Below are 25,905 nucleotides of genomic sequence, written 5' to 3'. Positions count from 1 at the left end.
GCCGGCTCCGATGCCCCCCCAGACCGCCAGGGCGCGGGCGCGCCGTCCGCTGCGGCCGCGCCCGGCCGCGGGGACGAGGCGGATCGTGGCCCCGACGGCGAGCATTGTGAGCAGGAGGCTCAGGGTCGCCTCACTGAGCTGCTGAAGCATCAACGGTCCTTTCCTGGCTGAGGGGGGCCTGCGCCCCCCTCGTCAGCAGTGTAGTGCCCCGTGCGGGCGCGGGCCGGGGATGGTCTCCCCGGCCCGCCTGGTCCTCACCAGTCGACGGAGGTGGGATCCCACTGCCAGTCCTTGAACTCGGCCTTGAGGGGCTCTTGCCAGAACCGGCCCTTCACACCGGTCTTCTCGTCGGTGTGGAGCAGCCAGCCGTTGGTCTCCGGGGACTTGATCGTGAAGGTCACGTCGTAGGTGCCGGCCTCGAGCTTGGGCAGGTTGATGCCGTAGTGGGGGCCGTCCGAGGCGTTCATGGGCATGAAGGTGCCCTCCTGGACGACGGTTCCGGACTTGTCCGCGATCTGGTAGTCGACGGTGAGGGCGGGGATGAAGTCGCCCGCGCCGTAACCGAGGTCGTTGTCGGCGACGGCCGAGATGTCGGCCTCCATGTGCATCGAGGAGTCCTTCGCCGGCGTGCTCACGGCGGGCTCCATGTCGACGGGCTGGAAGTAGACGCCGCCCACTTTGAGGGGGCCGACGAACACGTCGTCGCCCAGGGGCAGTTCCTCGAAGCCGGCGTCCTCGCCCGGCTTGGCTCCGTCGTCCGCGGCGGACTGGGAGGCGGGGGGGTTCGCGCCGTTGTTCGAGTTGTTCGAGTTGTTGGAGTTGGAGGAGCAGGCGGCGAGCGTGCCCGCCAGGGCGATCGCGGCGGCCGCGGCCCCGATTCGGGCGAGGGAGCGCTTCATGGGAGGGTTCTCCTGATCGGTGTTGTGGATGTCAGTCGGCCTTCGCGTCCGGGGCGTCCTCCGCCCCGCCGCTGGCGCGGGCGAGGGAGCGCTTCCCGAAGACGTACAGGCCGACGATAATGATGAGAACCAGCGCCTGGGCGACCAGGTTCTCCACTCGGGGGTAGATCCCCAAGAGGTCTACGGTCGGGAAGCCGTTGACGTAGGTCAGGGAGAGCACGTCGGCTTCCTGGAGCTCCTTGACGCCCGACCCCGTGAAGGTGAAGGCCATGAGGGCGAGCAGCAGGGAGGTGATGGTGAAGAAGGGGCGCAGGGGGATGCGCAGGGCGGCGAACTGGATGAGCAGGTAGACGACGACCAGGACCACGAGGCCGACCCCGAGGCCCGCCCACACGTAGCCCGTGCGGTCGCCCGCGCTGGAGACGATGGGCACGTAGAAGAGGATCGTCTCGGCGCCCTCGCGCAGGACGGCCAGGAAGGAGATGAAAGCGAGGCCCAGCAGCGATCCCCTGGTGAGCGAGGCGTCGGTCTGGTCGCGGATGTACTTCTCCCACGCCTTGTCGGAGGACTTGTGGATCATCCAGTTCGACACCCAGATCAGCATGGCGACGGCGAAGAGCGCGGCGACCCCCTCCAGGAGCTCCTGGTTGGCCCCCGCCAGGGAGGTGAAGTAGTTGAAGAGGAAGGCGAGCAGGGCGGAGAGCCCGAGGGCGATGGCGACCCCGGACCACACGACCCGCGCCTTGTCCTTGTGCCCGGACTTGCCCAGGTAGGCCAGGACCGCGGCGACGACCAGGATGGCCTCCATGCCCTCGCGGAGGATGACGAGCAGGGCGGGCACGAAGGCGCTGAGCCACGGCGTGGTCTGCGAGGCGGCGTCGGAGGCGGCCTGCCCGGTGTACCCGTCCAGGGTGTTGGCGTCCTCGCGGATCGCGTTGGTGAGGGTGGCGGCGTGGGAGTCGACGCCGGCGCCGTCGCCCTCGGCCATCGCCTTCTTGAGCAGCGAGAACTCCATTTCGACGGCGCTGACCCGGGAACCGGAGATGCGGGCCATGACCTGCTTCTCCATGCCCGTCGTCTCATAGTTCTTGTAGTAGGCGTCGTTGACGCCCTCCTTGCCCTTGGCGGCGTCACCGGCCTTGTAGTCGGCCACCGCCTGGTCGATGATCCCGTTGATCTGCTTGGCGGTCTGCCCCCAGGCGCCGGGGCTGTAGTCGGCGGAGCCCGCGCCCGACGACCCCGAGGCCGGGGCGACTCCGTCGAGTTTCGCCGCGTCCTCGGCGATGCATTGCTTGAGGGTGGCGGCGTGGGAGTCGACGCCGGCGCTGTCGCCGGAGCCCATGGCCTGCTTGAGCAGGGAGAACTCCATCTCGACGGCGCTGACCCGGGAGCCGGAGATGCGGGCCATGACCTGCTTCTCCATACCCGTCGTCTCATAGTTCTTGTAGTAGGCGTCGTTGACGCCCTCCTTGCCCTTGGCGGCGTCACCGGCCTTGTAGTCGGCCACCGCCTGGTCGATGAGGGAGGCGATGGTGGCGGAGACCTCCTGCCACGTCTGCGGGTTGGCGGCGCGGGCGGGGGCGGCCCAGAGCACTGCGGCGAGCGCGGCCATCACAATGACGACGAGCCCTTTCGTGCTCTGCCGCATCGCGGCCTTGGTAGTCGTGGTGACGAGCGCGCCCACGGTCTTGCCTCCTGGTCGGCGGGCCGATCGGCCCTGTTGGGATTTCCGCGTCCCAGCGTAGCCACGTTGCCATGAGGGCGTAAATATTAAAGTAAGCACAACCTGAATTGTTACCAATGCCGACGGACGCCTAGCCCCGACTCCGCACCCGTTTAACGGACCTTAGTCCCACAGTTGCGGATCAGACCCACGACCACCCGTCCGCCCGGCGCCGCAGCCCCGCCACGCGTCCGAGCGTCCGAGCCGCCATAGGCCCGTGTGATCCATTGGGCAACGAACGGGGCCGTGGCCGGCGCCTCCGGCCACGGCCCCGCCGCGTCGCCTCACGCGGACGCCGGGCTCACTCCTCGACGCGTTCCGCGACCGCCGCGCGCCCCGCCTCCAGGCGGGCCACCGGGACGCGGAACGGCGAGCAGGACACGTAGTCCAGGCCCACCCGGTGGAAGAAGTGGATGGACGAGGGGTCGCCGCCGTGCTCGCCGCACACGCCCAGCTTGATGCCGGGCTTGGTGGAGCGGGCGCGGCGCACGCCCTCGGCCACCAGGGTGCCCACGCCGTGGACGTCGATGGACTCGAAGGGGGAGACGCCGAAGATCCCCGCCTCGATGTAGCGCGGGAAGAACACGCTCTCCACGTCGTCGCGCGAGAACCCCCACACGGTCTGGGTGAGGTCGTTGGTGCCGAAGGAGAAGAAGTCGGCCTCCTCGGCCAGGTCCTCGGCGGTCATGGCGGCGCGCGGCAGCTCGATCATGGCGCCGATGGTGATGCCGGACAGGTCGGCGCCGCGCTGGGCGGCGACCTGGGCGATGATCGCCTCGCCCTCCTCGCGCACCAGCTGGAGTTCGCGCACGGAGCCGACCAGCGGCACCATGATCTCCGGCTCGGGGCGCAGGCCGCGCGCGACCAGCTCGGCCGCGGCCTCGCACAGGGCGCGCATCTGCAGGGCGAACAGGCCGGGCAGGTAGATGCCCAGGCGGACGCCGCGCAGGCCCAGCATGGGGTTCTGCTCGTGCATGCGGCGCACCTCGGCCAGCATCGCCTCGTCGGCGGGATCCAGGTTCCCGGTGGCCTTGCCGACCGCGACCCTGGTCTCCAGGTCGACCAGCGCGGGCATGAACTCGTGCAGCGGCGGGTCGATGAGGCGCACGGTCATGGCCTTGCCGTCCATGACCTCCAGCATCTCCAGGAAGTCCTGCTTCTGGAGCCTCTCCAGCTCGTCGAAGGCCGCCTGGCGCTCGGCGGAGCCGGGGGCGGAGAGGATGGCGCGCTCGACCAGGGGGCGGCGCTCGCCGAGGAACATGTGCTCGGTGCGGCACAGGCCGATGCCCTCAGCGCCGAACTCGATGGCGCGCTTGGAGTCGAGGGGGGTGTCGGCGTTGGCGCGCACGCGCAGGCGGCGGACCTCGTCGGCGTGGGAGAGGATGAAGTCCACGGCCCCGACGAGCTCGCGGGTGCCCTCGTCGTCCCCGGCGGCCGCCAGCCCCGCGTCGAGGCCCTGGGCGAGGTAGGTGGTGACGGGCGAGTCGGTGACGGGCACCTCGCCGCGGAAGATCTCGCCGGTCTGCCCGTCGATGGCGATGACGTCCTCGCCCGTCAGGACCAGGTCGCCGATCGTCACGGTGCCGGCCTCGGAGTCGATCTCGAGGGCCTCCGCGCCGCACACGCAGGTCTTGCCCATGCCCCTGGCCACGACGGCGGCGTGCGAGGTCTTGCCGCCGCGCGCGGTGAGCACGCCCTCGGCGGCGACCATGCCGGGCAGGTCGTCGGGGTTGGTCTCGCGGCGCACGAGGACGCACTTGACGCCCGCTTCGGCGGCGGCCTCGGCCTGCGCGTTGTCGAAGACGATGCGTCCGACTGCGGCGCCCGGCGACGCGGCCATGCCGGTGGCGACCAGTTCCTTGTCGGCCTTGGCGTCGAACTGCGGGAACATCAGCTGGGTGAGCTGGTCGCCGGTGACGCGGCCAAGGGCCTCGTCGCGGGTGATGAGCTTCTCCTCGCGCAGCTGCACGGCGATGCGGAAGGCGGCCGCAGCCGTGCGCTTGCCGACGCGGGTCTGCAGCATCCACAGTTTGCCGCGCTCGATGGTGAACTCGATGTCGCACATGTCGCGGTAGTGGGTCTCGAGTTTGCGCATGATGGAGCGCAGCTCGTCGTACACGGGCTTGTTGATGCGCTCCAGGTCGGCCAGGGCCAGAGTGTTGCGGATTCCTGCGACGACGTCCTCGCCCTGCGCGTTCTCCAGGTAGTCGCCGTAGACGCCGGAGTGGCCCGAGGAGGGGTCGCGGGTGAAGCACACGCCCGTGCCGGAGTTCTCGCCCATATTGCCGAACACCATGGTGCAGATGTTGACGGCGGTGCCCAGGTCGTGGGGGATGCGCTCGCGCCGGCGGTAGATGCGGGCGCGCTCGGTGTTCCAGGAGCGGAACACGGCCTCGATGGCCATGTCCATCTGGGTGCGCGGGTCCTGGGGGAAGTCCTGGCCGGTCTGGTCGCGCACGATCCCCTTGAAGGTCTCGACGAGGCCGCGCAGGTCGTCGGCGGTCAGTTCGGTGTCCCCTTTGACGCCGCGCTCGGCCTTGAGGGAGTCGAGGGCGTCGGAGAAGAGGTCGCCGTCGATGTCGAGCACCGTCTTGCCGAACATCTGGATGAGGCGGCGGTAGGAGTCCCACGCGAAACGCTCGTTGCCCGACACCTTGGCCAGGCCGATCACGGACTGGTCGTTGAGGCCGATGTTGAGGACGGTCTCCATCATGCCCGGCATGGAGAACTTCGCGCCGGAGCGCACGGAGACCAGCAGGGGGTTGTAGGGGTCGCCGAGATGGCGCTCCATCTGGTCCTCCACGCCGCGCAGGGCGGTGGTGACCTCGGTGGACAAGGACTCGGGGACGACGGATCCCTGCAGGTAGGCGCGGCACGCCTCCGTGGTGATGGTGAACCCGGGGGGGACCGGCAGGCCGAGCTTCGTCATCTCGGCGAGGTTCGCCCCCTTCCCCCCGAGCAGGTCCTTCATGGACTTGTCGCCCTCGGAGAAGTCGTACACGTACTTGACCATCGTGGTCCTCAGCTTCCGTTCGTCATCGACCGGCCCAGCACTGGGCCGCTGCCGCCGATAAGTGTACATGGGATCAGGGACCAAGGTCACTTCCGGCGGGGCGCCGCGTCGTTGGACGGCGCGGGGGCGGGCCCCGGAGGGCCCGCCCCCGCACTCGAGGGGCTCAGCGGACTCTGAACTCGATGGTGGTGCCCTCGCCGACGTCGATCAGGTCGCCGTCGTTCAGGGCGATGGTGACCATCGGCGTGACGTCCTGGAAGCTCCCGTCGGCGTGGCGCAGGATCGTGCCGTTCGCGGATCCCAGGTCCATGAGGGACCACGCCCCCGGGGCCGTCATCATAACGGCGCAGTGGGAGCGGGAGATCTCGGTCGCGGGGCTGGGGACGCGCAGGACGGTCGCCACGGGGCGCCCGGTGAGGGCACGGGCGTCGGGGTCCCGGCCGATGATGACATCGCGGCTGACCTCCACGGGCACGGTGCCGCCGTGGATGAGGAAGGCGACGGGGGCGGAGGGGCCGACGTTGTGGGGGGCCCGGCGCGCCTGGGTGGCCTCCGCGTTCATCCCCGCCAGCACGTCGGGGGCGATCTCCTCGTAGGAGTCCTCCGCGGGCGGGGGCGCTGTGGCGACGGGGGGCCGTGCCGCCGGGGGCCGCGTTGCCGGGGGCAGGGCGACAGGCGGCTGGTCGACGAGGGTCCGGGCCATGGAGTCCTCCTCGTCGGCCCCGGCGGGCGCGGGCCCCTGGGGGGCGCTATCGGCCGGGGGGGCGGAGTCGGTCCCTGTGCCCTGCCCGGTCCCGGCGCCCTTCTCGGACCCGGTGCCCTGCTCGGACGGGGCCTCCTGCCCCTGTCCGGGGGCGGCGCCGTCCTCGGCGGAGTCGGCCGCGTGCCTGGGGCGCTCCCTGGAGATCCTGGTCGCGGACGAGTCGTCGGAGGGCATGGTCGCGACGACCTGCTCGGCGACGACCGCCAGCGATTCGGCGGCGGGCGCGGAGGCGCGCTCGTCCTTGTTGAGGGTCGCGAGGAACTTCGCCTCGGCCGCGGCCACGTCGTACGCCTCGTCGTCCTTGGGCGACTCGGGGACCACGGCGACCGGGCGCTGGGTGGGCGTCTCCGTGGAGTGGATGAGGAAGCCCATGGTGTCGACGGGCAGCGAGGCGAGGGCCTCCAACTCGTCCAGGGACCGGCCGATGCGGATCTCCCCCGCTTCGACTCGGTCGGCGGCGGGCACCATCCAGGTGACCTCATCGCCGTCGACGATGGCCGCTTCGAAGGTCTGCCACTCCCCGGGGTTGAAGGGCCAGGCCCAGATGGGGTCGGTCCACACCTGCTCGGCGATCTGCCCGGCGCTGCGCATGCGCAGTTGGATGGCGCCGAGGACCGTGAGGTAGGGCTGCTCGCCGGCGCAGTCGAGCAGCAGCGCGCTATCGCCGTCGGCCTGGACCTGGGCGAGCCACGTCTGCGTGTCCGCGCGGCCCCAGACGACGTCTGCGGCGCCATCGGCCAAAGACAGTGGCACGAGGGCCGCGCCGAGCGGCCCCATCACGAGTATCGCGCCCTGGCCCCGGCACAAGAAGCGACCAATCTGAAGCATCAGTTACTGCCTTTTCTCAGTGGAGTCCGGCGCGTCGTGCGGGTCGACGCGGGGCGGACTGGTTGGATGACTCGGGTCATTGCGTGCGGATCCGATGTTAGTCGGGACGCACTTGCTGCGTAAACTACCACGGCGGTCGCGTTATCACGAGTCCCAGCGGACAGCGCGGCGCTCACGAGGTGGTCCGCGACGCCCTGGGGCCCGCGCCCCGCGGTCACGATCGAGCACATCTGCACGTCCGTGAGCACTCCGTGGATACCATCAGAGCATACGACGGCGTAGTCGCCTTCGCACAGGGGCATGAGGGTGTAGTCGGCGCTGACGGAACCGGTGAGCCCGCCGCCCAGGGCCTTGGTGACAACGTTGGACGGCGGGATGATCTGGGGGGTCCCCAGTTCTTCCGCCATGTCCCGCGCCTCCTGCACGGCCGAGTGGTCGTGGGTGATCGGGCTGATCCGACCGTTGCCGACCACGTAGACGCGGGAGTCGCCGATATTGAGGGAGAGCCAGTAGGGGCCTTCGTCCGTGTCCAGGGCGAGGACGCCGGTGAGCGTGGTGCCCGGGGCGTTCTGCGCGTCGTCGGCCCCGGCGAGGGCGTTGACGCGCTCCCCCGCTTCCTCGACGGCCTCGGAAAGGTCCACGAGGTCCGCGGCGCGGTCCCCGAGGCGCTCCTCACTGAGGTACTCGCACAGGGTCTGAACGGCGGTCCTCGAGGCGCGGGCCCCGCCGAGGTGGCCGCCCATGCCGTCGGCCACCGCGAAGAAGGGGGGAGCGGCGAGCCACGAGTCCTCGTTCTCGCTGCGCACCGGGCCGATATCGGTGGCCGCCCCCCATTGCAGGACTAATCCGCGGTTATGCTCCCCCGCCGTCATAACGGACTTCTTTCTCTCGCACTGCTCATGGCACGTCGACGCATGCGCGTATGGGATCGGACGCGCGTCTGGTGACGACTGCTACGGTAGCGATATCCACGCAGTTCCTGCCACTCGCAGCGGGAAGGGTGACGGTCGTGCCCTCCGTGGTGCCGTTCTTGTCGCCGTCCGGACCGGTGGCCGCGTAGGAGTACTCGACGGTCTCCGGCGAGGTGTTCTCCGGCGCGCTCCACGTCCATGTGATCGTCCCGTCGGCGTAGTCGCCGGCCAGGCCGGTGACGACGGGGGGCGGCTGGCCGACGGGGTCGGCGGTCTCGCTGCCCGTGCTGGGCGTCTCGGTGCCGGGGACGCGGTTGACGGTCCCCTGCTGGGTGAGGATCGCGGTGATCAGGCCCGCCGTCACCAGCGCGCCGACCAGGAAGAGGACGAGGATCGTCGCGAAGGGCGTGCGCTTGGAGCGCTCGGGCTCCTCCTGCTTCTTGGCCGACTCGGGGGCGGCCTCGGCCCCGTCGACGCGCTCGACCTCCCAGGAGTCGGCGACGGGCGCGGCGGGGACCTGGTCGCCGAAGTCGTACTTCAGCGCCCGCATCCGGGTGCCCTCGGGGTCGATGCGCACCGCGCCGCGCAGGCGGGTCTTGGCGTCGATGGCGTCGCTGGTCAGGCCGAAGACCGCGTTCGTCTTCGACTCCTTGACCTCCATCTTGGTCACGGGCAGGCCCATGGCCCGCTGCACGCTCTGGAGGCCCTCGCCGAAGGCCTGGGCGGTGGGCGTGCGCTTGTCCGGGTCGATGTCCAGCGCGGCGCGCAGGACCTCCTCGAGCTCCGGCGGCGCGTCGGCCCGCCCGAGGGAGCGGATGCGCCCGCGTTGGACGCGCATGGCGATGCTGGCGGCGGAGTTGTCGCCGATGGGGTCCTCGAAGGGGCTGCGCCCTGTGACGAGCGTCCACGTGGTGGAGGCCAGCGCCCACACGTCCTGCTGGGGGGTGGCGGGGTTGGAGGCGTCCTGCTGCTCGGGGGGCGCCCACAGGACGGAGAAGCCGTCGAACGCGCCCACTTCCAGCTCCCCTTTGGGCGAGGCGACGCCGAAGTCGGCCAGGACGGGCTGGCCGTAGGCGTCGAGCATGATGTTGGAGGGCTTGATGTCGCGGTGGACGTAGCCCTGGCGGTGGAAGACCTCGACGCCGCCGCAGATCTGGATCATGAAGTCGAGGGCGCGGTCCAGTGCCATGGGCTTGGCGCGCACCTGGGACAGGACGTCGGCGACGGGGCAGTACTCCATGACCAGGTAGGCCCGCCCGTCCGAGGTGGTGCCGACCCCGTGCAGCTCGACGACGGCGGGGTGCCCCGCCAGCAGGGTCATCGCGTCGGCCTCGCGGTGGAGCTCCTCGGTCCCCCGCGCGTCTCCCTGGGCGCGCACGATCTTGATGGCGACATCGCGCGAGGGCAGCGCCTGGTGGTACAGGTAGACATCGGCGAAGCCGCCCATGCCCAGGGGCCGCACGAAGCGGAACCCGGGGATGGCGGGGCCCGGTACCACCATGCCCGCGGTGCTCATCCCTGTTCCTTCCTGCGCCGCCGGGCCTGGGCGGCGTTGCGGCGCACCGAGCGCAGTGAGAGGGCGCGGCGCGCGCGCTGGATCGGGCCAGTCGTGCGGCGCACTTGAGCGCGCAGGGAGGCGAAGTCCTTCCAGGCGGCGTTGACGTGCTCGCGGGTCGCGCCGTTGTGCGCGAAGTTCGCGATGTCCGCGCGGCGGGCGATGGCGACAGCGGTGGGCACCTCCTGCTCGAAGGGCGTCCACCCGGCGATGACGGCCGCGTTGGCGCCGGAGGGGGCGGCCACCAGGTCGAAGGCATTGGGCTCGACGATGTCCTGGTCGCCCGACCACTGCCGCGACAGCGACCACGCCGCCTCCTGGCGCGTCTGCCCGGCCTCGACCCAGATCCCGGCGTCGGCGGCCAGGTCCACGACCTCGTCCCAGGAGCCCAGCAGGGCGGCGGCGGGCTCGGCCCGTCTGCGCCTGCGCCTGCGCAGGGCCTTGTACACGACCACGCCGATCACGGGGCCGAAGAGCAGTAGGAACAGGCCCGTGCCGCCCAGGATGAGGCCCCACGGCAGCGAGGCGCTGTCGGGTTTGTCGGTGTCCGCGTTCTGGTCGCGGACGTTGGGGGGCAGTTCGACGGGGGGCTTGGGGGGGTCGGGCGGCTGGAGCACTTGCGGGCGCGGGACCGTCTTGGGCTTGGGGACCTGGGTCTGCGGGGTCTTGTCGCGCGGGGGCGTCGGGTCGAAGACCCCCCACATGCCGTCCTTGAACTCGACCTCCACCCACACGTGCAGGTCGGCGCCGAACAGTTTCACGGTGCCCCGCCGGTTGTGGCCGTCCGCCCCCTCGGCCGGGTAGGCGCCCATGACGACGCGGGCGTTGATGCCCTTGGAGTGGAGGATGAGGGCCATGAGCGCGGCGTACTGCTCGTCGTCCCCGATGAGGTCGGCGGCTTTGAGCATGCGCTCGAGGCGGTCGGTGCGCACGCCCGGCCTGGATTGGACGGTGTTCTCCTGGAGGTAGAAGCCGTTGCCGGACAGGTAGTGCTCGATGGCGCGCGCGGTGGCCAGGGGCCCGTCCGCGTTCTGGGTGGCCTCCAGGGCCAGGCTCTCGAGGCCCTGGGGGAGGTTCTTGTCCGAGTTGGTGAAGGACGCGGCGGGCAGGCCCTCCAGCTCGTCGTCCGTCGCCGCGTCGGCGAAGGACGTTTCGACGGTGTAGGCCATCTGCGGCGAGGGGCTGGTGGTGAGCGCCGTGTTCGCCCATTGGTCGAAGTGGAGGCCCTCGCGCTGCGCGCCCGCGGCGCCGTCCGTGAAGACGATGTTCTCGGGCCGTCCGAGGACGGGGACCCAGGGGCCGCGGAGCTTGTCGGTGGTGACGCTGATGGACGCGGTGGCGGTTCCCGCCCGCCCGGGGATGGCGGTGCCGACGGGGATGTAGCCCTCGGAGGCGGACTCGCCGGCGACGGACATGCCGAAGGTGGTCCCGTCGTAGACGTCCATCGCCGCGATCCGCACGCGCTGCCCGTCGGGCAGTTCGGAGACGGTGATGAGGGCGTCGTCCTTGAGGTCGGTGGAGTAGTGGCGGAATGCGGACAGCGGCGACGGGTAGGTGCGCACGTCGAGGGGCGGGTCGACCAGGTCGCGCCCGACGACGCGGCCGGGCAGGGGCGACAGCGCGATCGTGACCGGCACGGCGACGGCGACGCCCGCGGCGACTATGGTGAGCGCTCCGGCGACGCGCCGCCCGGCGTAGACGGTGGAGCGCATCCGTCCGCCCGCTGCCCCTCCCGCGGGGGCGGGCGCCGAGTCGGCGCGGCCCGCCAGGACGTCCTGTCCGAGGCGGAGGCGCTGGCGCTGGGCGGCCCACGCCCACCAGCCCACGAGGACCACCCACCACGCGGCGACCGCCCATGCGGGCTGTTCCTGGCCGCTGGGGCCGAAGAAGATGGCGACGAAGCCCATGATCCCCATGGGCAGGGTCCCGGCGACCGGCCGCCCGAGGCGGATGGTGATGAGGGAGGAGAGGGTGCCCGCGAGCAGCCCTGTGATCCACGGCACCACCGCGGGACCGGAGTAGGCGGAGATCGGGGGCGTCAGGGTGAGCAGGTCCTTCCAGCTGCGCCACACGCCCAGGACCAGGACTTGGAGGGTCTGGCCGGTGGGCACGAACCCGTTGGCCAGCGTCTGGGGCAGCGCGGCGTAGCCGCCCAGCAGCAGGTAGACCGCCGCCACTGCGGCGAGAACGCTGAGCAGGTCCCAGTGCCAGCGGCTGGCGGCTGTGCCGATCGCCAGGCCCGCGACGGCCCCCGCGCCCGCGGCGAGGAGCCCCTGGCCGTTGCCGAAGACGGGCTCGAAGGCCAGGGCGGGGCCGGCGGCCAGCACCGCCAGCACGAGGACCGACCACCCCGGCAGGGCGGGACTGGGCCGCCGCAGTCTTTCGGTGAGGCTGCGCAGGCGCGCGCGCGTGGTCCTGGCGCTGCCGTAGCGCCCCGAGGGCACCGCGGTGGCCGCCCAGGCGACGTTCTCGCCGGGGGCGGGGGGCGGGGGGACCTCCTCGGCGGCGGCGCTGTGCACGCGTTTCCGTGTGATCTCGATGGATTCGCTCACGTCAGGCCTCCGGCGATGATCAGCCTGGGCAGGTCCTTGAGGGTGGGGCAGTCGAGCAGGACGCCGCCGCCCACGGCGCTCCTGCCCCGGTCGGCGGAGGGGTCGATGCGCACGATCGAGACGGGGACGTCCACGGGCGTCAGGCGGGACAGGTGGGCGGCCTGTTCGTCGGTGGTGGAGGCGGGCACGACGATGGTGACCGCGGAGGCGCCGGGGCGGTCGTCGATGACTTCGCGCACCCGGCGGAGGAAGTCCCCTCTGGGCGCGGTCCCCAGCTCTGCGAGGGCGTCGAGCATCCGCATGGCCGAGGTGGTGGGGATCCACTCGGAGGCGGTCGCCAGGGACACCGTCCGGGATTCGCGCAGGTTGGCCAGCCCCAGGGAGGCGACGGCGGAGACCGCGGTCTCGAAGGGGTCCTGATCCCAGGAGCCCTCCGTGTTGTCGAGGATGACGAGGTGGTGGGAGCGGTGGGTCTCCTCGTACTGGCGGACGATGAGCTTGCCCAGGCGCGCGCTGGACGCCCAGTGGACGGAACGCTGGTCGTCGCCGGGCTCGTAGTCCCGCAGCGCGTGGAAGGACACGTCGGAACTGGACAGTTTCGCGGTGACGACCCCTTCGATATCGACTTGGAAGCCTGTGGCGTCGAAGGGGACGCGCACGGTCCGGGGGTGGACGTGCAGGACGACCGGCTCCCCCCACTCCCGGACGCGGCGCACGAGGCCGAGGGGGTCGGTGCGCACGGAGCGCGCGGGGCCGACCTCGATGACGCCCCGCCGTTTGGAGCCGACCAGGAAGATGTCCTCCCATTTGCCCCGGGCGCGCAGCGGGGGGACCACGAACTCCCCGAGGCCCGCCCCGATGGGGACCTCGATGATGCCGGTGCGCGCGGAGCGGGCGCTCCCGTTGGTGACGGTGAGCTGGCCGACGGTGCTCTGGCCGGCGACGATGTGCTCGTTGGTGATGTCGATGGCGACGATGTGCGGGGGGCGCCACGCGACGCGCACTGCGGCGATGACGATGACGACCAGGCTGGCGGCTGTGATGGTGGCCGCCTCGGACCATTGGAGGGTGAGGCCGACCAGGACGGACAAGGCGACCAGGGTGAGCAGTGCCCATCCGGTGGGCGTCACGATGGACAGCCCCCGGCCGAGCGCGCGGACGACCCCCCTCACCGGCCCTCAGCTCCCGAGCGAGGGCGCGGAGACGCCGGTGAGCGCGCGCGTGATGATCCCCTGGGAGGTCGCCCCGGAGAACGCGGCGTCGGGGTCGACGACGATGCGGTGGCCCCAGACGGGCACGGCGAGGGCCTTGATGTCGTCGGGCAGCACGAAGGTGCGCCCTTGGGCGGCGGCCCACACGCGGGCGCAGCGTACCATGCCGATGGCGCCGCGGGTGGACACGCCCAGCAGCGCCGACTCGTCCTCGCGGGTGGCCTCGGCCAGCGCCGCGACGTAGTCGAGGACGGCGGTGTCGGCGAAGTTGTCGGCGACGACGCGCGACCAGTGGTCGATGTCGTCGCCGCCCACGACGGGGCGCAGCAGGCGGGAGCGGTCGGGGGCGGCCGATCCTGCGAGGACTTCGACCATCGCGGCGCGGGAGGGGTATCCGACGGATGCCTTCATGAGGAAGCGGTCGAGCTGGGCCTCGGGCAGCGGGTAGGTGCCGGCCTGCTCCACGGGGTTCTGGGTGGCAATCACCATGAAGGGGGTAGGAGCGGGGCGGGAGACGCCGTCGACGGTGACCTGGCCCTCTTCCATGACCTCCAGGAGGGCGGACTGGGTTTTCGGCGAGGCGCGGTTGATCTCGTCCGCCAGGACGATGGAGGCGAAGATGGGGCCGGCCCGGAAGACCCACCGGCCGTTCGACTGGTCGTAGATGTTGACGCCCGTGATGTCGGAGGGCAGCAGGTCGGGTGTGAACTGGATGCGGGAGTGGGAGCCGTCAATGACGGCGGACAGCGCCCTGGCCAGGGCGGTCTTCCCGGTTCCGGGCGCGTCCTCGAGCAGCAGGTGTCCGCCCGAGAACAGGGAGGTGAGCGCCAGGCGCACGACCTGCTGCTTGTCCAGGACTGCGCTGGAGATGGCGTCGACGAGGCTTTTGAAGACCTGCGCGAATTCACCCGCCTGTTCGGTCGAGAGCGTCATTCATGTCCTTCCTCAAGGAATAATTCCCAACAAAGTATAGGTGCTACAGAGCACTCAGTCGTCATCATCGTCCTCCACCCAGCAACTGGTCACATGCTGTTTCATGCCCGCGAAAGCTCCCGCTGAGGTCGCCTGGGTGGGCAGGCCCGTCACCGTCCAGTTGCCCTTGGCGTCGAGGGTCAACTTGCGGCGCTCCCGCTCGTGTTCCTCGTCCCTATAGGTGTACACGTAGCACGTGAGCGTCGCGTCCGGGGCGAACTGGTCCGCCCTGGTCGCCGAGATCCTGAACGCCCCGCACGGCGTGCCCCAGCAACTGGCCGGCCTTTCCCATGTCTCCTCGATGTACTGGGGATCCTCCTCGGTCCACACCTCCTTCTCGACGGTGCGCTCGGCGCCCGAGGCGTTCGTCAGCGTGACCACGACCGTGTACCTGTTGAGCGGGGCGAGGCCGGAGAAGACAGCCGACGAGGGGGGCGGCGAGCCGAACTGGGGCGCAACGCCCCCCTCCTTGATCGAAGCGTGCGCCCTGACGATGTCGGCGTCCGCCGGGATGTTCCACGTCGCTTTGATGCTCGTCCCATCGGCCTTGGCCTTGACCTTGAACTTGGGCACGTTGCCGGCCTTGGGGGTCCCCGAGGCCGATGTGGCGGACGAGACGACCTTGGTCGCGTCGACTGCGGTGGCGGTCTGGCAGAAGAACAGGGTGACCGGCGTGCTGGAGGCGCCCAATCCCCCGATGACCTCCCCGTCCTCCACCTCGTCGCCAGCCGCGCACGCGGCTTCGGAACGCGCGTAGCGCAGGGTCAACTGCCTCGCCTCGTACCCGTTGCCGGGCACCTTGGCCAGGCCCACGACCTGCAGCTCACCGGTGTTGCCGGTGGGTTTGAGGACGGGCGCCGTCGGGGGCAGCGGGTTCTTGACCAGGGTGGACACGCTGATCGACGCCGCGTTCGAGTACCCGTCCGCGTTGAACACGGTGACCGTGATGGTGGCGGAGCCGCCAGAGGGCACCGACACCTCCTTCTGCGTCGCCCCCGGGCTGACCGGGTACGGCCGGGAGTCGACGGACACCGTGCCGTTCGCCCAGCCGGAGGAGTGGTGGGACCCCAACTTCCACGTCACGTTGAAGCTGGTGGTGCCGTCGCCGGTCCCCCCCACTACCATCGCCTTCAGGTCACGGGGGGGTTCCGGGGCGCTGGGGAGGGTGACCCGCGTGGAGACCGCCGCCGAGCGCCTGCTGTTCGTGTCGATCGCGACGACCGAGACCGTGTACGACTCACCAGGGGTCAGTCCGCTCCTGGTGTACCAGGTCGAGGAGGCGGGGACCTGCTCGGTGCCGCCGCCGCTGCCCGTCACGGCCACCTCGTAGTTCATGATGCCGCTGCCCTGCTGATCGGGGGCGCTCCAGTTCGCGGTGAGGCTCCCGTTGCCCGGAGTCACCTGGAGGCGCCGCACGCCGGACGGATCGGGCGAGAAGTCGAGGGTGTTCGACGGGGCTGAAGGAGCCGAGTCGCCCTTGTTGGTCCTCACGACGGCTGTGAAGGAGTGGGGCCCCGGACCGAGCGGGGAGACGAGGCAGCGCATCTGCGGCTCGCAGTCGTAGCCAGTCCCCGTGTTCACGTCGGTCACCCGGTAGCCCTTGACGACGAAGTCGGCGCCCAGATTCGCATCCGTGATCAAGAGCTCGGCGGCTCCGACCCCCTGGGCGCCGCCCCGGCTCACCGCGCGGACGCTGACGGGCGCAGCGGGCTTGGTCTGCCTGACCTTGACGGTGATGGTGTTGGAGACCGTGCGGCTGCTGTCCCCGGGCGCGTCCGTGATGCTGTACTGGTAGGTGAATTCGGCCTTCGCCGGATCGGGTGTGATGGTGACGGAAGTCCCACTCCAGGTCACGGTGCTCGCGCTCCCAGCGGCGACTCCAGGGCCGGAGTCCACCACCTGGACGGGGCCGATGGCGCCGATGACGTTCCTGGACGCCACGTCCACGGTGACCGACGCGTCGCGCTCAACCTCGAGTTGGATGGGGCTGACCTGCATCTTCGGCTTCGTCGTGGAGACGACCTCGACGGGGACGGAGGCCTGGACGGGGCCGGAGCCGTCGTCGACGCTCACCGCGATCGAGCCCGCCGCACCGGTTGCCGTCCCCGCAGGGGCGGACACCGTCAGCGCAGTCCCGGAAACGGAGGCGGAGACGCTGTCGGGCTTGGACACCAGCGCGTATGCGAAGTCCCGGGGGTTGGCGCCGTCGGGGTCGGTGACCGCGAGCGCCAGGTTCTGCGTGACGGGGTCCTCCCCCGCGCCGACCCGGATGGGCGTGGGCGTGAGCGTGGGCGGCTGGTTCGACGCGGGCCGGACGATGAAGGTCAGGGACAGCCTGGCGCTCAGCGCCCCCGAGTCGTTGGAGGATCCGTCGGAGACGTCGAGGGAGACCGTGGCGCTGCCCGAGAAGCCCTCGCGCGCGTGGACGTCCACGGAGCCCTCCCCGTTGGCCGCGGCCTGGTCGATACCGTTGGAGGAGACGATGGATCCGCCCTCCGACAGGCGCGCCGAGCGCCCGGGGCGCACGGTGGTGTAGTCCGCCAGGGCCAGGGTGCGGCTCTCGCCCGCTTTCATCTCGATGGGCATGCCCTCGGATCTGACCGTTGGCGGCGTGGAGTCCAGTCCGGGCACGGAGACGACCGCGGAGTTGGACAGGGAGTCGGAGTCCGTGACCGTGTAGACGACCAGGCGCCTGCTCGCCTGGGGGGTGATGAGCAGGTCCTGGCCGTCGACGACGACGCCCGGGTCGGAGGTGGTGACCACCAGGTCGGAGACGCTGCCGTCGGGGTCCTCGTCGTTCTCAGTGACCCGCACGCGCGCGGCGGAGCCGTCGGAGGGCAGTCTGTCGAAGGAGAGGGAGTCGTCACGGGCGATGGGCGCCTTCAGGGGGGCGTTCGCGGAGACGTAGGCGGTCAACTGCCCGCGGGAGCTGCCGCCGCGCCCGTCGGAGACGCCGTAGGACACCAGGTAGGTCCCCTCGGCCTCGGGCGTCGTGATCGTCACGAAGTCACCGGAGGCGGTGGGCGCCAGCCTGGGGTCGGAGGCCGTGAGGCCGTCCGCGTCCAGGGCGAGGGGGTCCCCATCGGGATCCACGTCGTTGGCCAGGACGTTGACGGACACCTGGCGGCCGGGGCGCACCAGGACGGTGTCGGGCACGGCAGCGGGGTTCTGGTTGAGGGAAGCGGGGGGCGCGATGCCGACGCGGACCCGCGCGGTGCCGCGCGCGCCCCGGCGGTCCTCGACCACGTAGGTGAAGACGTCAGTGCCCGAGGCGCCCTCGGCGGGCGTGTACTCCAGCCAGGAGTCGCGCACCACCGCCGTGCCCTTGGTGGGCTGCTGGTCGGTGCCGACCAGCCACACGGAGTCCCCGTCGGGGTCGACCCCGGCCAATGGCACGGGGATGCGCGTCGTCTGGTTGCTGGCCGCCCACGCGGTGAGGGCCTTGGGCCTGGGCGGGTTGTTGGCCTCGGAGTCGGGGACCACTTCGAAGGTGACCGTCGAGGCGGCGGTGTTCCCGGAGGAGTCGATGACCGAGTAGACGACGGAAAGCGTGCCCGGGGTGCCGCCCGCTTCGATGCGGACCTCGTTCCCGGTGACGAAGGGGGTGCCGACCGAGGGGTTCGCCTCGTAGTTCAGGGTGGGTTCCACCGAGAGGCTGAGCCCCCCGGGCGAGCGGTCGTTGTCGAGGACGGAGGCGGTGCCGACGTCGCCAACGCGCACCTTGACGGTGTCGGGCTGCAGGACGGGCGGCAGGGAGGAGTTCGTCTCCGAGCCGGGGACGACGAGCACCCGGGCCGTGGCCGAGCCGTAGCCGTTGGAGACCGTGTAGGTGAAGGACACGGACTCCCCGATCCCCGCTGGCGAGCTGACGCGCAGCAGGTGGCGGTCCAGCAGGGCCACTTCGAGCCCGGAGTCAGCGGGGACGTCGACGGACTGGACCACCAGGACGCCGCCGGAGGGGTCGGTGTCGTTGCCCAGCGGCGCCACCAGAACGGAGCCGCCCACGGGCAGGACCGCCAGGTCGTCCTCGGCGATGGGCCCGGAGGCCTCGTCCGCGGGGATGACGTCGACGCGGATGATGCCGATCTTCTGATCGGCGCCGTCGGTGACCGTGTAGCTGAACTGGTAGGTCCCCTGGGCGGTCGCCGTGAAGTCGATGGTCCCGGCCTCCAGGTCGGGCAGGGCGGTGACCGAGGCGGGGGCCGAGATCCCGACGAGCCGCAGGGGATCGCCGTTGGGGTCGGTGTCGTTGGCCAGCGGGTCCAGGGTGATGGTCTCGCCCTCGCGCGCCACGTAGAAGTCGGCGTTGGCCGACGGGGCCTGGTTGCCGGGCTCCTGCACGTCGACCTTGAGCGTTCCCTTGCCCTGCGCGCGCCCGTCGGAGACGGTGAGGTCCACGGTCTTGGGACCGGCCCCCGCGCCGAGCTCGCGGATCTGCAGGGTGCCGTCCTCGGCGAATTGGACGGAGAGGCCCTCGGGGGCCTGGGCGTCCTGGAGGAAGACCTGGTCGCCGTCGGGGTCGCGCCAGTCGCCCAGGACGTTGTACTGGATCTGCGCGCCCTGCCCGATCTTGACGGTGGGGACGGTCCTCTGCTCGGGCGCGGCGTTCTCGCTCCACGGGTGGACGGAGACGCGGACGGTGGCGGAGTCGGTGTCCTGCCCGTCCGAGGCCTCGTAGGTGAAACTGGTGGACCCCGTCTGCGAGTCGGCGACATCGGCGATCTGGAGGGCGCGCCCTCCCCGCGTGGAGACGACCGTCCCGAAGCCGGGGCTGGAGGTCGCGCGGGCGGTGAGGACGTCGCCGTCGGAGTCGGAGTCGTTGTCCAGGACGGTCAGCAGGGTGGAGCGCCCGGGCCGGACGCCGAACTCGTCGTCCTCGGCGTCGGGCGGTGTGTTCTGCTCCTTGCGCTCGGGGTCTTCGACTTCGTCGATGAGGTCGGTGGTCTGCTCCTCCTCCTCGGACTCGGCGAGCTGCTGCTCGACTTCGTCCCAGTTGTCGACGATGGTCATGTTCTCGTCGGGCAGCCACACGGATCCGAGGGCCACGTCGTTGAGGACGATGGCGGAGCGGTTGGTGCGGAAGACGACTTCGCGAGCGGATTTGAGGGTGTCGACGACGTCGTTGGTGTCCTTGCTGGGATCGGCGCACGAACGCAGGTAGGCGCCGCTGCCGGACCAGGCGCCGTAGGCGCAGCCCATGTGCCACACGGGGGCGGCGGGGCTCCCGCTGGCGCCCGTGTCGACGACGGAGGGCTCCCCGCCTTTGAGGGGCACTCCGACGAGGCTCGTGGGGGTGGCCAGGTAGACGGAGTCCGCGTCGGCGCCGGGCTGTTGGAGCACGGCGCCGGGCGCGATGCCGTAGTCGGTGAGGCTGTACGCCTGACCGTTCGGCAAGTACAGAATATTGCCCGTGGTATCGAATGCGACCGGATGATTGCCAACCGCCGTCATCGCGAGGGTCGCGGCGGGGTCGATCCCCTTGATCCGGGACTTATTGACCGACTGGACGGTTCCTTTTGGTGCGACTGTGACCAGAGTGCCGTCCGAGGCGCTGAGGGAGAACGCGGTGCCGTCGACGGCCACCGTCGAGGCCCCCGCGCCCTCGCCGCTGTCGAGCGCGGCCCCGTCCCCCAGGTCCGCGGCGACCGGGCCCTTCGCGCTGGTCACCCAGAAGGTCCCCTCGGCGGGATTGTAGACGCCGAGGGTGTCCCCGCCCTGTGTGGCGACCGCCCCCGAGGGGAGCGGGGTCGCCGAGCCGAGCGCCACGGCGGTGACGTTGATGGGGGCGATCGTCGAGGTCGCCCGGTCCGTCATAGTGACCGTCTCGCCGGCCTGCCCGATGTCGAAGTTCGCGGACTCCGCCCTCAGGGCGCCGTCGAGGACGCGGGCGTCGTAGTTGAGATGGCCGACCATCTGTTTGGATTTGTCGATGACCCAGATGCCGCCGTCGTCCACATCGACGTGGGTGACCTCCATGCCCCTGTACAAAAGACCAAGGACCGACACGAACAGCACCACAGTGATGACGAACAGCGCAGGCATCCGGCGCTTCATGCCTCTCACAGCGCATCCCCACCTTTCATCACGTGCCGCTGGTCGGATTTCAGGCCCGTCTCCCTAGTGTCGCACGAGTCGTTACTCCATAGAGAGTTGCCAGGTAAGCGTTTCGGGCCGGGGTACACACTAATTAACGCGGGGTCCCACTGCCATTCGACAAATCCGACCACTGCCCATCATGCCGGAGCGGGCGCGCCCCCGAGGCGGACTTTCGCCCCGATCACCAGCCACAACGGAAGTGAAAGTAATCAAATAATGAATTGTCTCACCAGGTGGGATCCGAGGGCGGGGGCCTGTTGCGCCCGCCCTCGACGGCACCAGCGGCCGGGCCCGGCCGCACAGGGGCTCGGCCCGGGGGACGAGGAGGCCTTCGGGCAGGGCACGGGACGGCCCGCGCCGCCCGCGCGCGGGCCTCACTTGCCCAGTGTGAACTCCCTGGTCACATTGACGTTGGCGGCCTCCGCCTCGTTCTCGATGAGCAGCGTCAGCGTGTAGCCGCTGAGGCCGCCGCCCCCGGACCCGGTCTTCGGTGCGACCGTCCACGACGAGTAGTACTCGCAGTCGGCGTCCGTGCACAGGTCGATGGACCGGTCCCCGACCCGCCAGTTGGTGGCGTTGGACATCAGGGGGGCGATGCTCTGGTCCATGACGACCGTGTTGTCGTCCTTGAGCTGGAACTTGGCCCCTTTCGCCGAGGGGTCGTCGAGGACCAGCTCGGCGCCGACCACGGCATCGACCTGGTTCGCCTCGGTGAGGATCTTCTGCTTGTCCGCCTCCGAGGCCTGGTCCATGCGGCTCTGGTAGTCCGCCTTCGTCCCGGCCCCGAGGTTCTGGAGCTGGTCGAGGGGCTTGTTGGAGGAAGCGCCCCCGCCGAGCTGCCCGCACGCGGCCAACGCGCACGCCAGCACTGCCGCGACGAGGGCACCCCCCAGTCGGTTCACATGTGTCCCCATCGTGCCGCCCCTTTCACTGGTCGGTCGTTCCTGTACTGATTCTAACGGGAGAGGACACCCGCCGGCCTACTCCGAGGTAGGCTGCCACGCCAGCTGGGCGCGGTACACGCCCGCGTTGCGGGTGACCACCTGGGCGCGCCCCGGGCGGGACGGGACCGCCTTGACACGGCCGATGACCGGCCCGTCGTCGGGGCTGCCCGACAGGATGAGGCCCGTGGCGCCCATTTCGCGCACCTTGGAGATGAAGCGGTCGCTCATCATCCCGCCGCCCGTACGCCGGGCCGCCACCACGTGCAGCCCCACGTCGCGCGCCTGGGAGAGCAGCCCGTCGATCGGTTGGAGCTTGTTGTTCATGCCGCCCATCAGCATGTCCTCGTCATCGGCGAGCAGCCACAGCTCCGGGCCCGACCACCACGAGCGCTCGCGCAGCTGCGCCACCGTGACGTCCTTGCCCGGCGCGCGCTTCTCGACGATGGCCGACGCGATCGCCCTGAGCTCGTTCTCGATGTCGTCGTTCATCGTCAGGTACGCGACCAGGTACTCCTCGGGGATCTCGCCCAGGAGGGAGCGCCTTGGATCGACGACGATGAGCTTCGCCTCCTTGGGCGTGTTGGTCCGCATGATCTCATGGGCCACCAGCCGGATGAAGGAGCTCCTGCCGGACTCACCGTCGCCCACCAGGAAGAGGTTCTGCTCTTTGAGCGGATCGAAGACCAGGGGGCCGAGCCTCCGCTCCTCGACTCCCAGGACCAGGCATTTGTCGTGCAGCGGCACTGGGGGCTTCTCGATCGGGGCCTCGGGCACCTCGGCGCCCTCCGGCGCGTTCGCCCGGGCGGCCGCGGCCTCCGCCTCCAGCGCCTTGGTGTACTCGGCCTCGAGCTCGCGCATGGGCCGCCCCAGTTCCGGGATGGCGGAGAGCAGCTCGGGCACGGTGATCCTCTCGGGCAGGAGGCGCAAGCGCGGGGCGTGCATGCCACGCGCCGCGGCGTGGATGTCGGCGATCGCCTTGCGGACCCCCTCGCTGAGCGTCTCAGGATCCCGCTCCCCGTCGATGCGCGGCAGGGTGAGCAGCATCTGGTGGGCGTCCATGTCCAGGCCCCGCCCGGGCCGGTCCAAGGGGACGTTCTTCTTCGCCTGGCGGTCGATGATGGAAGCCGACTCGTCATCGACGCGCAACTCGATCTTGGTGCCGAAGAGCGGCTGGATGTCCATGCGCAGATCGAGCCAGCGCCCCGTGCCGACGATGAGGTGGACGCCGTAGTTGAGCGCCCTCTCCATCATCCGCCCCAGGCGCCTGTCCTCGCCGTCGAACTCCTCCTTCAAAGTGACCCAGCCGTCCAGGATGACGAACACGTCGCCGTAGCCGTCATCGGCTTTCCCCGCCGCCCGCATGCGCCGGTAGTCGGCCATCGTGTCGATGCCGTTCTTGCGGAAGTAGATCTCGCGGTCGAACAGGATGGCCTCGATCTCGGCCAGCATGCGGGTCGCGCGCTCGGTGTCCCCGCGCGAGGCGATTCCGGCGATGTGGGGCAGGTTCCGCATCGACGAGAAGGTGCCGCCGAAGTCCATGACGTAGAACTGGATCTCCAGGGGCGAGGCGGTCAGGGCGAGGGACATGACCAGGCTGCGCAGGGCGGTGGATTTCCCCGTCATGGGGCTCCCCACGACGATGCCGTGGCCCTTCGCGCCCGAGAAGTCGTACTCGAGGGTCTCCTGCTTCTGCTGGCGCGGCAGGTCCACCATGCCCATGGGAACGCGCAGGGGCCCCTTCTCGCGCCACGACGCGGAGACCAGCCCGAAGCGCGGATCGACCGCCAGGTCCCCGAAGAGCATGTCCAGCGTCGGCGGGGTGTCCAGGGGCTCCAGCCAGATCTTGTGCGCGGCCAGGCCGTGCCCCTCCATCCGCTTCACAGCGATGTCGAGCTGGCTCATGTCCGCGTACTGGGAGAAATCGGGCTCCTCCTCTTCAGCCCCGACCGGCTCCGCGCCCGTCGGCGCACCGACGGCTCCCGGCGGCGGGGGCGGCACCTCCCCTCCCCTCCGCAGCGCCTGGGCGCCGTGGTGGGGGACGGGGAGCAGCCCTTCCTCGATCACGATGGCCTCGTCGGGCTCGACGCGGTCCGCCGAGAACGGCAGGATGTGCCGGATGGCCTCCTCCTCGTCCGAGTCCGCGTCAACGGCTTTCGCGCTCTCGGGGGGAGGGGCGGCCACGTAGGAGGCGCGGAAGCGGACCAGGTCCTCGCCGCCGGCCAGCAAGTAGCCCGAACCGGGCAGCGGCGGCAGTTTGAAGGCGACGTCGGAGCCGATGATGGAACGGGACTCGCCAGCGGAGAAGGTCTTCAGGCCGATACGGTAGGAGATGTGCGACATGAGGTCGCCGGCCTTCGTGTCGATGCGCTGCGAGGCGAAGAGCAGGTGGACGGACAAGGACCTGCCCAGACGCCCGATGGCCTCGAAGACCTTGATGAAGTTCGGGTGGGCGACCAGCAGCTCCGAGAACTCGTCGATGATGACGAACAGGGCCGGCAGCGGGGGCCCGTCGTGCTTGCCCGCCCTCCGGGCGTTCTCGTACTCCTCGACCTTGGCGAAGTTGCCCGCGGCGCGCAGCAGCTCCTGGCGCCGGCTCATCTCGCCCTGGAGGGCCTCCTCCATGCGCGCCACCAGGAAGGACTCCTCCTCCAGGTTCGAGATCATGGCGGAGACGTGGGGCATCGTGTCCATGCCCGCGAAGGTGGCGCCGCCCTTGAAGTCGACGAGGACGAAGTTCAACTGGACCGGGTCGTGGGTGAGGGCCATGGCCAGCACCATGGTCCGCAGCACCTCGGACTTGCCCGATCCGGTGGCGCCGATGAGCATGCCGTGGGGGCCCATGCCGTTCTTCGCGGATTCCTTGATGTCGATGATGACGGGGGCTCCCGATTCGGTGAGGCCGAAGGGCACGCGCAGGTAGTCGCGGCCCTTGCGGTGGCGCCAGCGCTTGTCCGGGTCGAAGAGGCGCACGTCCCCCAGTCCCAGCAGGTCCATCAGGTCCGAGGACGCCTTCTTCTCCGATTTGTTCGTCACCGCCTGGGCCATGCCCTCGGTGAAGCGGGTGAGGCGGCGCGCGACCGCCGTGGCCTCCTCGATGCTCATCTGATCGGGGCGGTACAGGGCGGGCGTGATGTCCTGCTGGACGACCTGCCCCAGCGGCATCGGCTCGACCGTGCGCCTGCCGTTGACGACCTTGTCGCCCTTGCCGACCCTCAGGATCAGCCTCAGCGTGGAGGAGTCCTCCAGGTCCTCCCACACCGTCCTGATGACGACGCGGGTGAGGCCCTCCACGCCTTTCTCGGACATGGGGATCCAGTTCGACGGGTACTCGGCCCCGTCGACGACCAACAGGAAATGGGGCCGGGACCCCTGCCCCGCGGACTCCTGGCGGAACTCGCCGCGGGTCTCCACATCGGGGCCCATGAGCTCGTCGAGCTCCTCGGCAGTGGTGGCGACCATCCTGGCGGGGCCCAGCGCGTCCTCGGACTCCTCGGAACGGACGTGGGGGAGCCACTTCACCCAGTCCCACTGGTCGATGTTCTCCTCGCTGGCCAGGACCGCGATCCGCAGATCGGAGGGGGGCACCATGACGGCCAGGTGCGCGATCATCGCCCGCAGCTGGGGCTCGGTGTGCCTGCGCAGCCCGCACAGCTCCACCGTGAGGAACTGGTCGAGGTAGATCCCGTAAGGCGCCAGGCCCAGGTTCGACTGGACGTCGACGAAACGCGCCAGGGCGGATTGGCAGACGACATCGGGATTCGCCAGGACTCCGGGATCCGGCGCCACGAGCCTCTTGGACAGCTTCTGCTGGGACTCCCCCAGACGGACGTTGAGCAGTCCGGCGGTCTTCGTGCGCCGCTCCCACACGCGCGCGCCGGACTCGGCCAGCAGGACCAGGGAATCGGGGGCCGGGAGGGTGTGCTGCAGGTACTGGTAGTGCTGCTTGGCCATGTCGCGCACGGCCCGGCGCGTCTCGGCCAGATAGGCCAGGTACTCGCCGCGCATGTCGGCGACCTTCGTCCGGAAGGCGCTGACCTGCCTGTACATCTGCGTTCCGACCATGGAGATCATCGCGAACACCATCGCCCCGGCCATGAACAGCATCCTGGGGTTGTTCGACTGGGAGAGGGCCATGAAGGCCATCATGCCGACCGAGCCCAGCATGGGGACGACGGAGGTGAGCATATTCGAAGCGTTCGGCGCCTCCTCGCGGTCCGGGGGCGGCTCCAGCACGAGCTCGCCCTGGGGCCGGGTGGGGACGCTCTCGTCAACGGCCTCGGCCTGCCGAGTCTTCTTCGTCAGCCTTGCCATGTCTCCTCCGCTCGGGATCGCTTACCGGTTGATCGCCGCTTCCGGGCCTGGGCCCGCCCGGGGCGGTTGCTGAGCGGGGACAGTGCGATCGGACCCATCGGCCGCGCTGGCACATACAGCCGCACAC

Annotated in this window: 12 protein-coding genes; all 12 read right to left on the bottom strand. The window is 70.4% G+C overall.

Annotated elements, in window-relative coordinates:
• Positions 1-254: 254 nt before the first annotated feature.
• The 12 genes from BH719_RS08170 to BH719_RS08115 all read right to left on the bottom strand — a co-directional run bounded on the left by BH719_RS08170 (position 255) and on the right by BH719_RS08115 (position 25,778).
• A complete protein-coding gene (locus BH719_RS08170; protein WP_009744359.1) occupies positions 255-899 on the bottom strand; it encodes an iron transporter in 645 nt (214 codons plus the stop codon).
• A gap of 31 nt (positions 900-930) precedes the next feature.
• Positions 931-2,547, bottom strand: coding sequence for an FTR1 family iron permease (locus BH719_RS08165; protein ID WP_050790669.1), 1,617 nt, complete (start codon positions 2,545-2,547; stop codon positions 931-933).
• A 376-nt stretch (positions 2,548-2,923) separates the two neighbouring features.
• Positions 2,924-5,635 (bottom strand): pyruvate, phosphate dikinase, encoded by a 2,712-nt coding sequence (ppdK, locus tag BH719_RS08160; RefSeq protein WP_034255392.1) that lies wholly within the window; start codon positions 5,633-5,635, stop codon positions 2,924-2,926.
• Positions 5,636-5,798: 163 nt separating this feature from the next.
• Positions 5,799-7,226, bottom strand: a complete 1,428-nt coding sequence (locus BH719_RS08155) for an FHA domain-containing protein (RefSeq protein ID WP_009744356.1) — start codon at positions 7,224-7,226, stop codon at positions 5,799-5,801.
• Positions 7,226-8,098 carry a PP2C family protein-serine/threonine phosphatase gene (locus tag BH719_RS08150; protein ID WP_009744355.1) on the bottom strand — a complete coding sequence of 291 codons (873 nt, stop codon included), beginning with the start codon at positions 8,096-8,098 and terminating at the stop codon, positions 7,226-7,228. The genes BH719_RS08155 and BH719_RS08150 overlap by 1 nt, the downstream gene beginning before the upstream one ends.
• Positions 8,099-8,123: 25 nt before the next feature.
• A complete protein-coding gene (locus BH719_RS08145; protein WP_009744354.1) occupies positions 8,124-9,653 on the bottom strand; it encodes a serine/threonine-protein kinase in 1,530 nt (509 codons plus the stop codon).
• On the bottom strand, positions 9,650-12,244 hold the full coding sequence (locus tag BH719_RS08140; RefSeq protein WP_009744353.1) for a transglutaminase-like domain-containing protein: 2,595 nt from the start codon (positions 12,242-12,244) through the stop codon (positions 9,650-9,652). Before BH719_RS08140 ends, BH719_RS08145 begins: the two co-directional genes overlap by 4 nt.
• The gene (locus BH719_RS08135) at positions 12,241-13,416 is read right to left on the bottom strand and encodes a DUF58 domain-containing protein (protein ID WP_009744352.1); all 1,176 of its coding nucleotides are present in this window, start codon (positions 13,414-13,416) and stop codon (positions 12,241-12,243) included. The genes BH719_RS08140 and BH719_RS08135 overlap by 4 nt, the downstream gene beginning before the upstream one ends.
• 6 nt (positions 13,417-13,422) lie before the next feature.
• Positions 13,423-14,388, bottom strand: coding sequence for an AAA family ATPase (locus BH719_RS08130; RefSeq protein WP_009744351.1), 966 nt, complete (start codon positions 14,386-14,388; stop codon positions 13,423-13,425).
• 54 nt (positions 14,389-14,442) lie between these two features.
• Positions 14,443-20,469 (bottom strand): Ig-like domain-containing protein, encoded by a 6,027-nt coding sequence (locus BH719_RS08125; RefSeq protein WP_245683281.1) that lies wholly within the window; start codon positions 20,467-20,469, stop codon positions 14,443-14,445.
• 428 nt (positions 20,470-20,897) lie between these two features.
• Positions 20,898-21,425, bottom strand: a complete 528-nt coding sequence (locus tag BH719_RS08120) for a hypothetical protein (RefSeq protein WP_034255391.1) — start codon at positions 21,423-21,425, stop codon at positions 20,898-20,900.
• A 78-nt stretch (positions 21,426-21,503) separates the two neighbouring features.
• Positions 21,504-25,778, bottom strand: coding sequence for a type VII secretion protein EccC (locus BH719_RS08115; RefSeq protein ID WP_009744348.1), 4,275 nt, complete (start codon positions 25,776-25,778; stop codon positions 21,504-21,506).
• Positions 25,779-25,905: the final 127 nt, after the last annotated feature.

Origin of the sequence: Pauljensenia hongkongensis, assembly GCF_001746855.1 — a bacterium.
Lineage (GTDB): Bacteria > Actinomycetota > Actinomycetes > Actinomycetales > Actinomycetaceae > Pauljensenia > Pauljensenia hongkongensis.
The sequence above is the reverse complement of the archived record's forward strand: the minus strand, read 5'-3'. Positions and strand labels throughout refer to the sequence as shown.

Bases quoted from the DNA above. Each gene is read 5' to 3' on its own strand.
- BH719_RS08170 (WP_009744359.1), bottom strand. From the start codon at position 899: ATGAAGCGCTCCCTCGCCCGAATCGGGGCCGCGGCCGCCGCGATCGCC.
- BH719_RS08165 (WP_050790669.1), bottom strand. From the start codon at position 2,547: ATGCGGCAGAGCACGAAAGGGCTCGTCGTCATTGTGATGGCCGCGCTC.
- ppdK (WP_034255392.1), bottom strand. From the start codon at position 5,635: ATGGTCAAGTACGTGTACGACTTCTCCGAGGGCGACAAGTCCATGAAG.
- BH719_RS08155 (WP_009744356.1), bottom strand. From the start codon at position 7,226: ATGCTTCAGATTGGTCGCTTCTTGTGCCGGGGCCAGGGCGCGATACTC.
- BH719_RS08150 (WP_009744355.1), bottom strand. From the start codon at position 8,098: ATGACGGCGGGGGAGCATAACCGCGGATTAGTCCTGCAATGGGGGGCG.
- BH719_RS08145 (WP_009744354.1), bottom strand. From the start codon at position 9,653: ATGAGCACCGCGGGCATGGTGGTACCGGGCCCCGCCATCCCCGGGTTC.
- BH719_RS08130 (WP_009744351.1), bottom strand. From the start codon at position 14,388: ATGACGCTCTCGACCGAACAGGCGGGTGAATTCGCGCAGGTCTTCAAA.
- BH719_RS08125 (WP_245683281.1), bottom strand. From the start codon at position 20,469: ATGCCTGCGCTGTTCGTCATCACTGTGGTGCTGTTCGTGTCGGTCCTT.
- BH719_RS08115 (WP_009744348.1), bottom strand. From the start codon at position 25,778: ATGGCAAGGCTGACGAAGAAGACTCGGCAGGCCGAGGCCGTTGACGAG.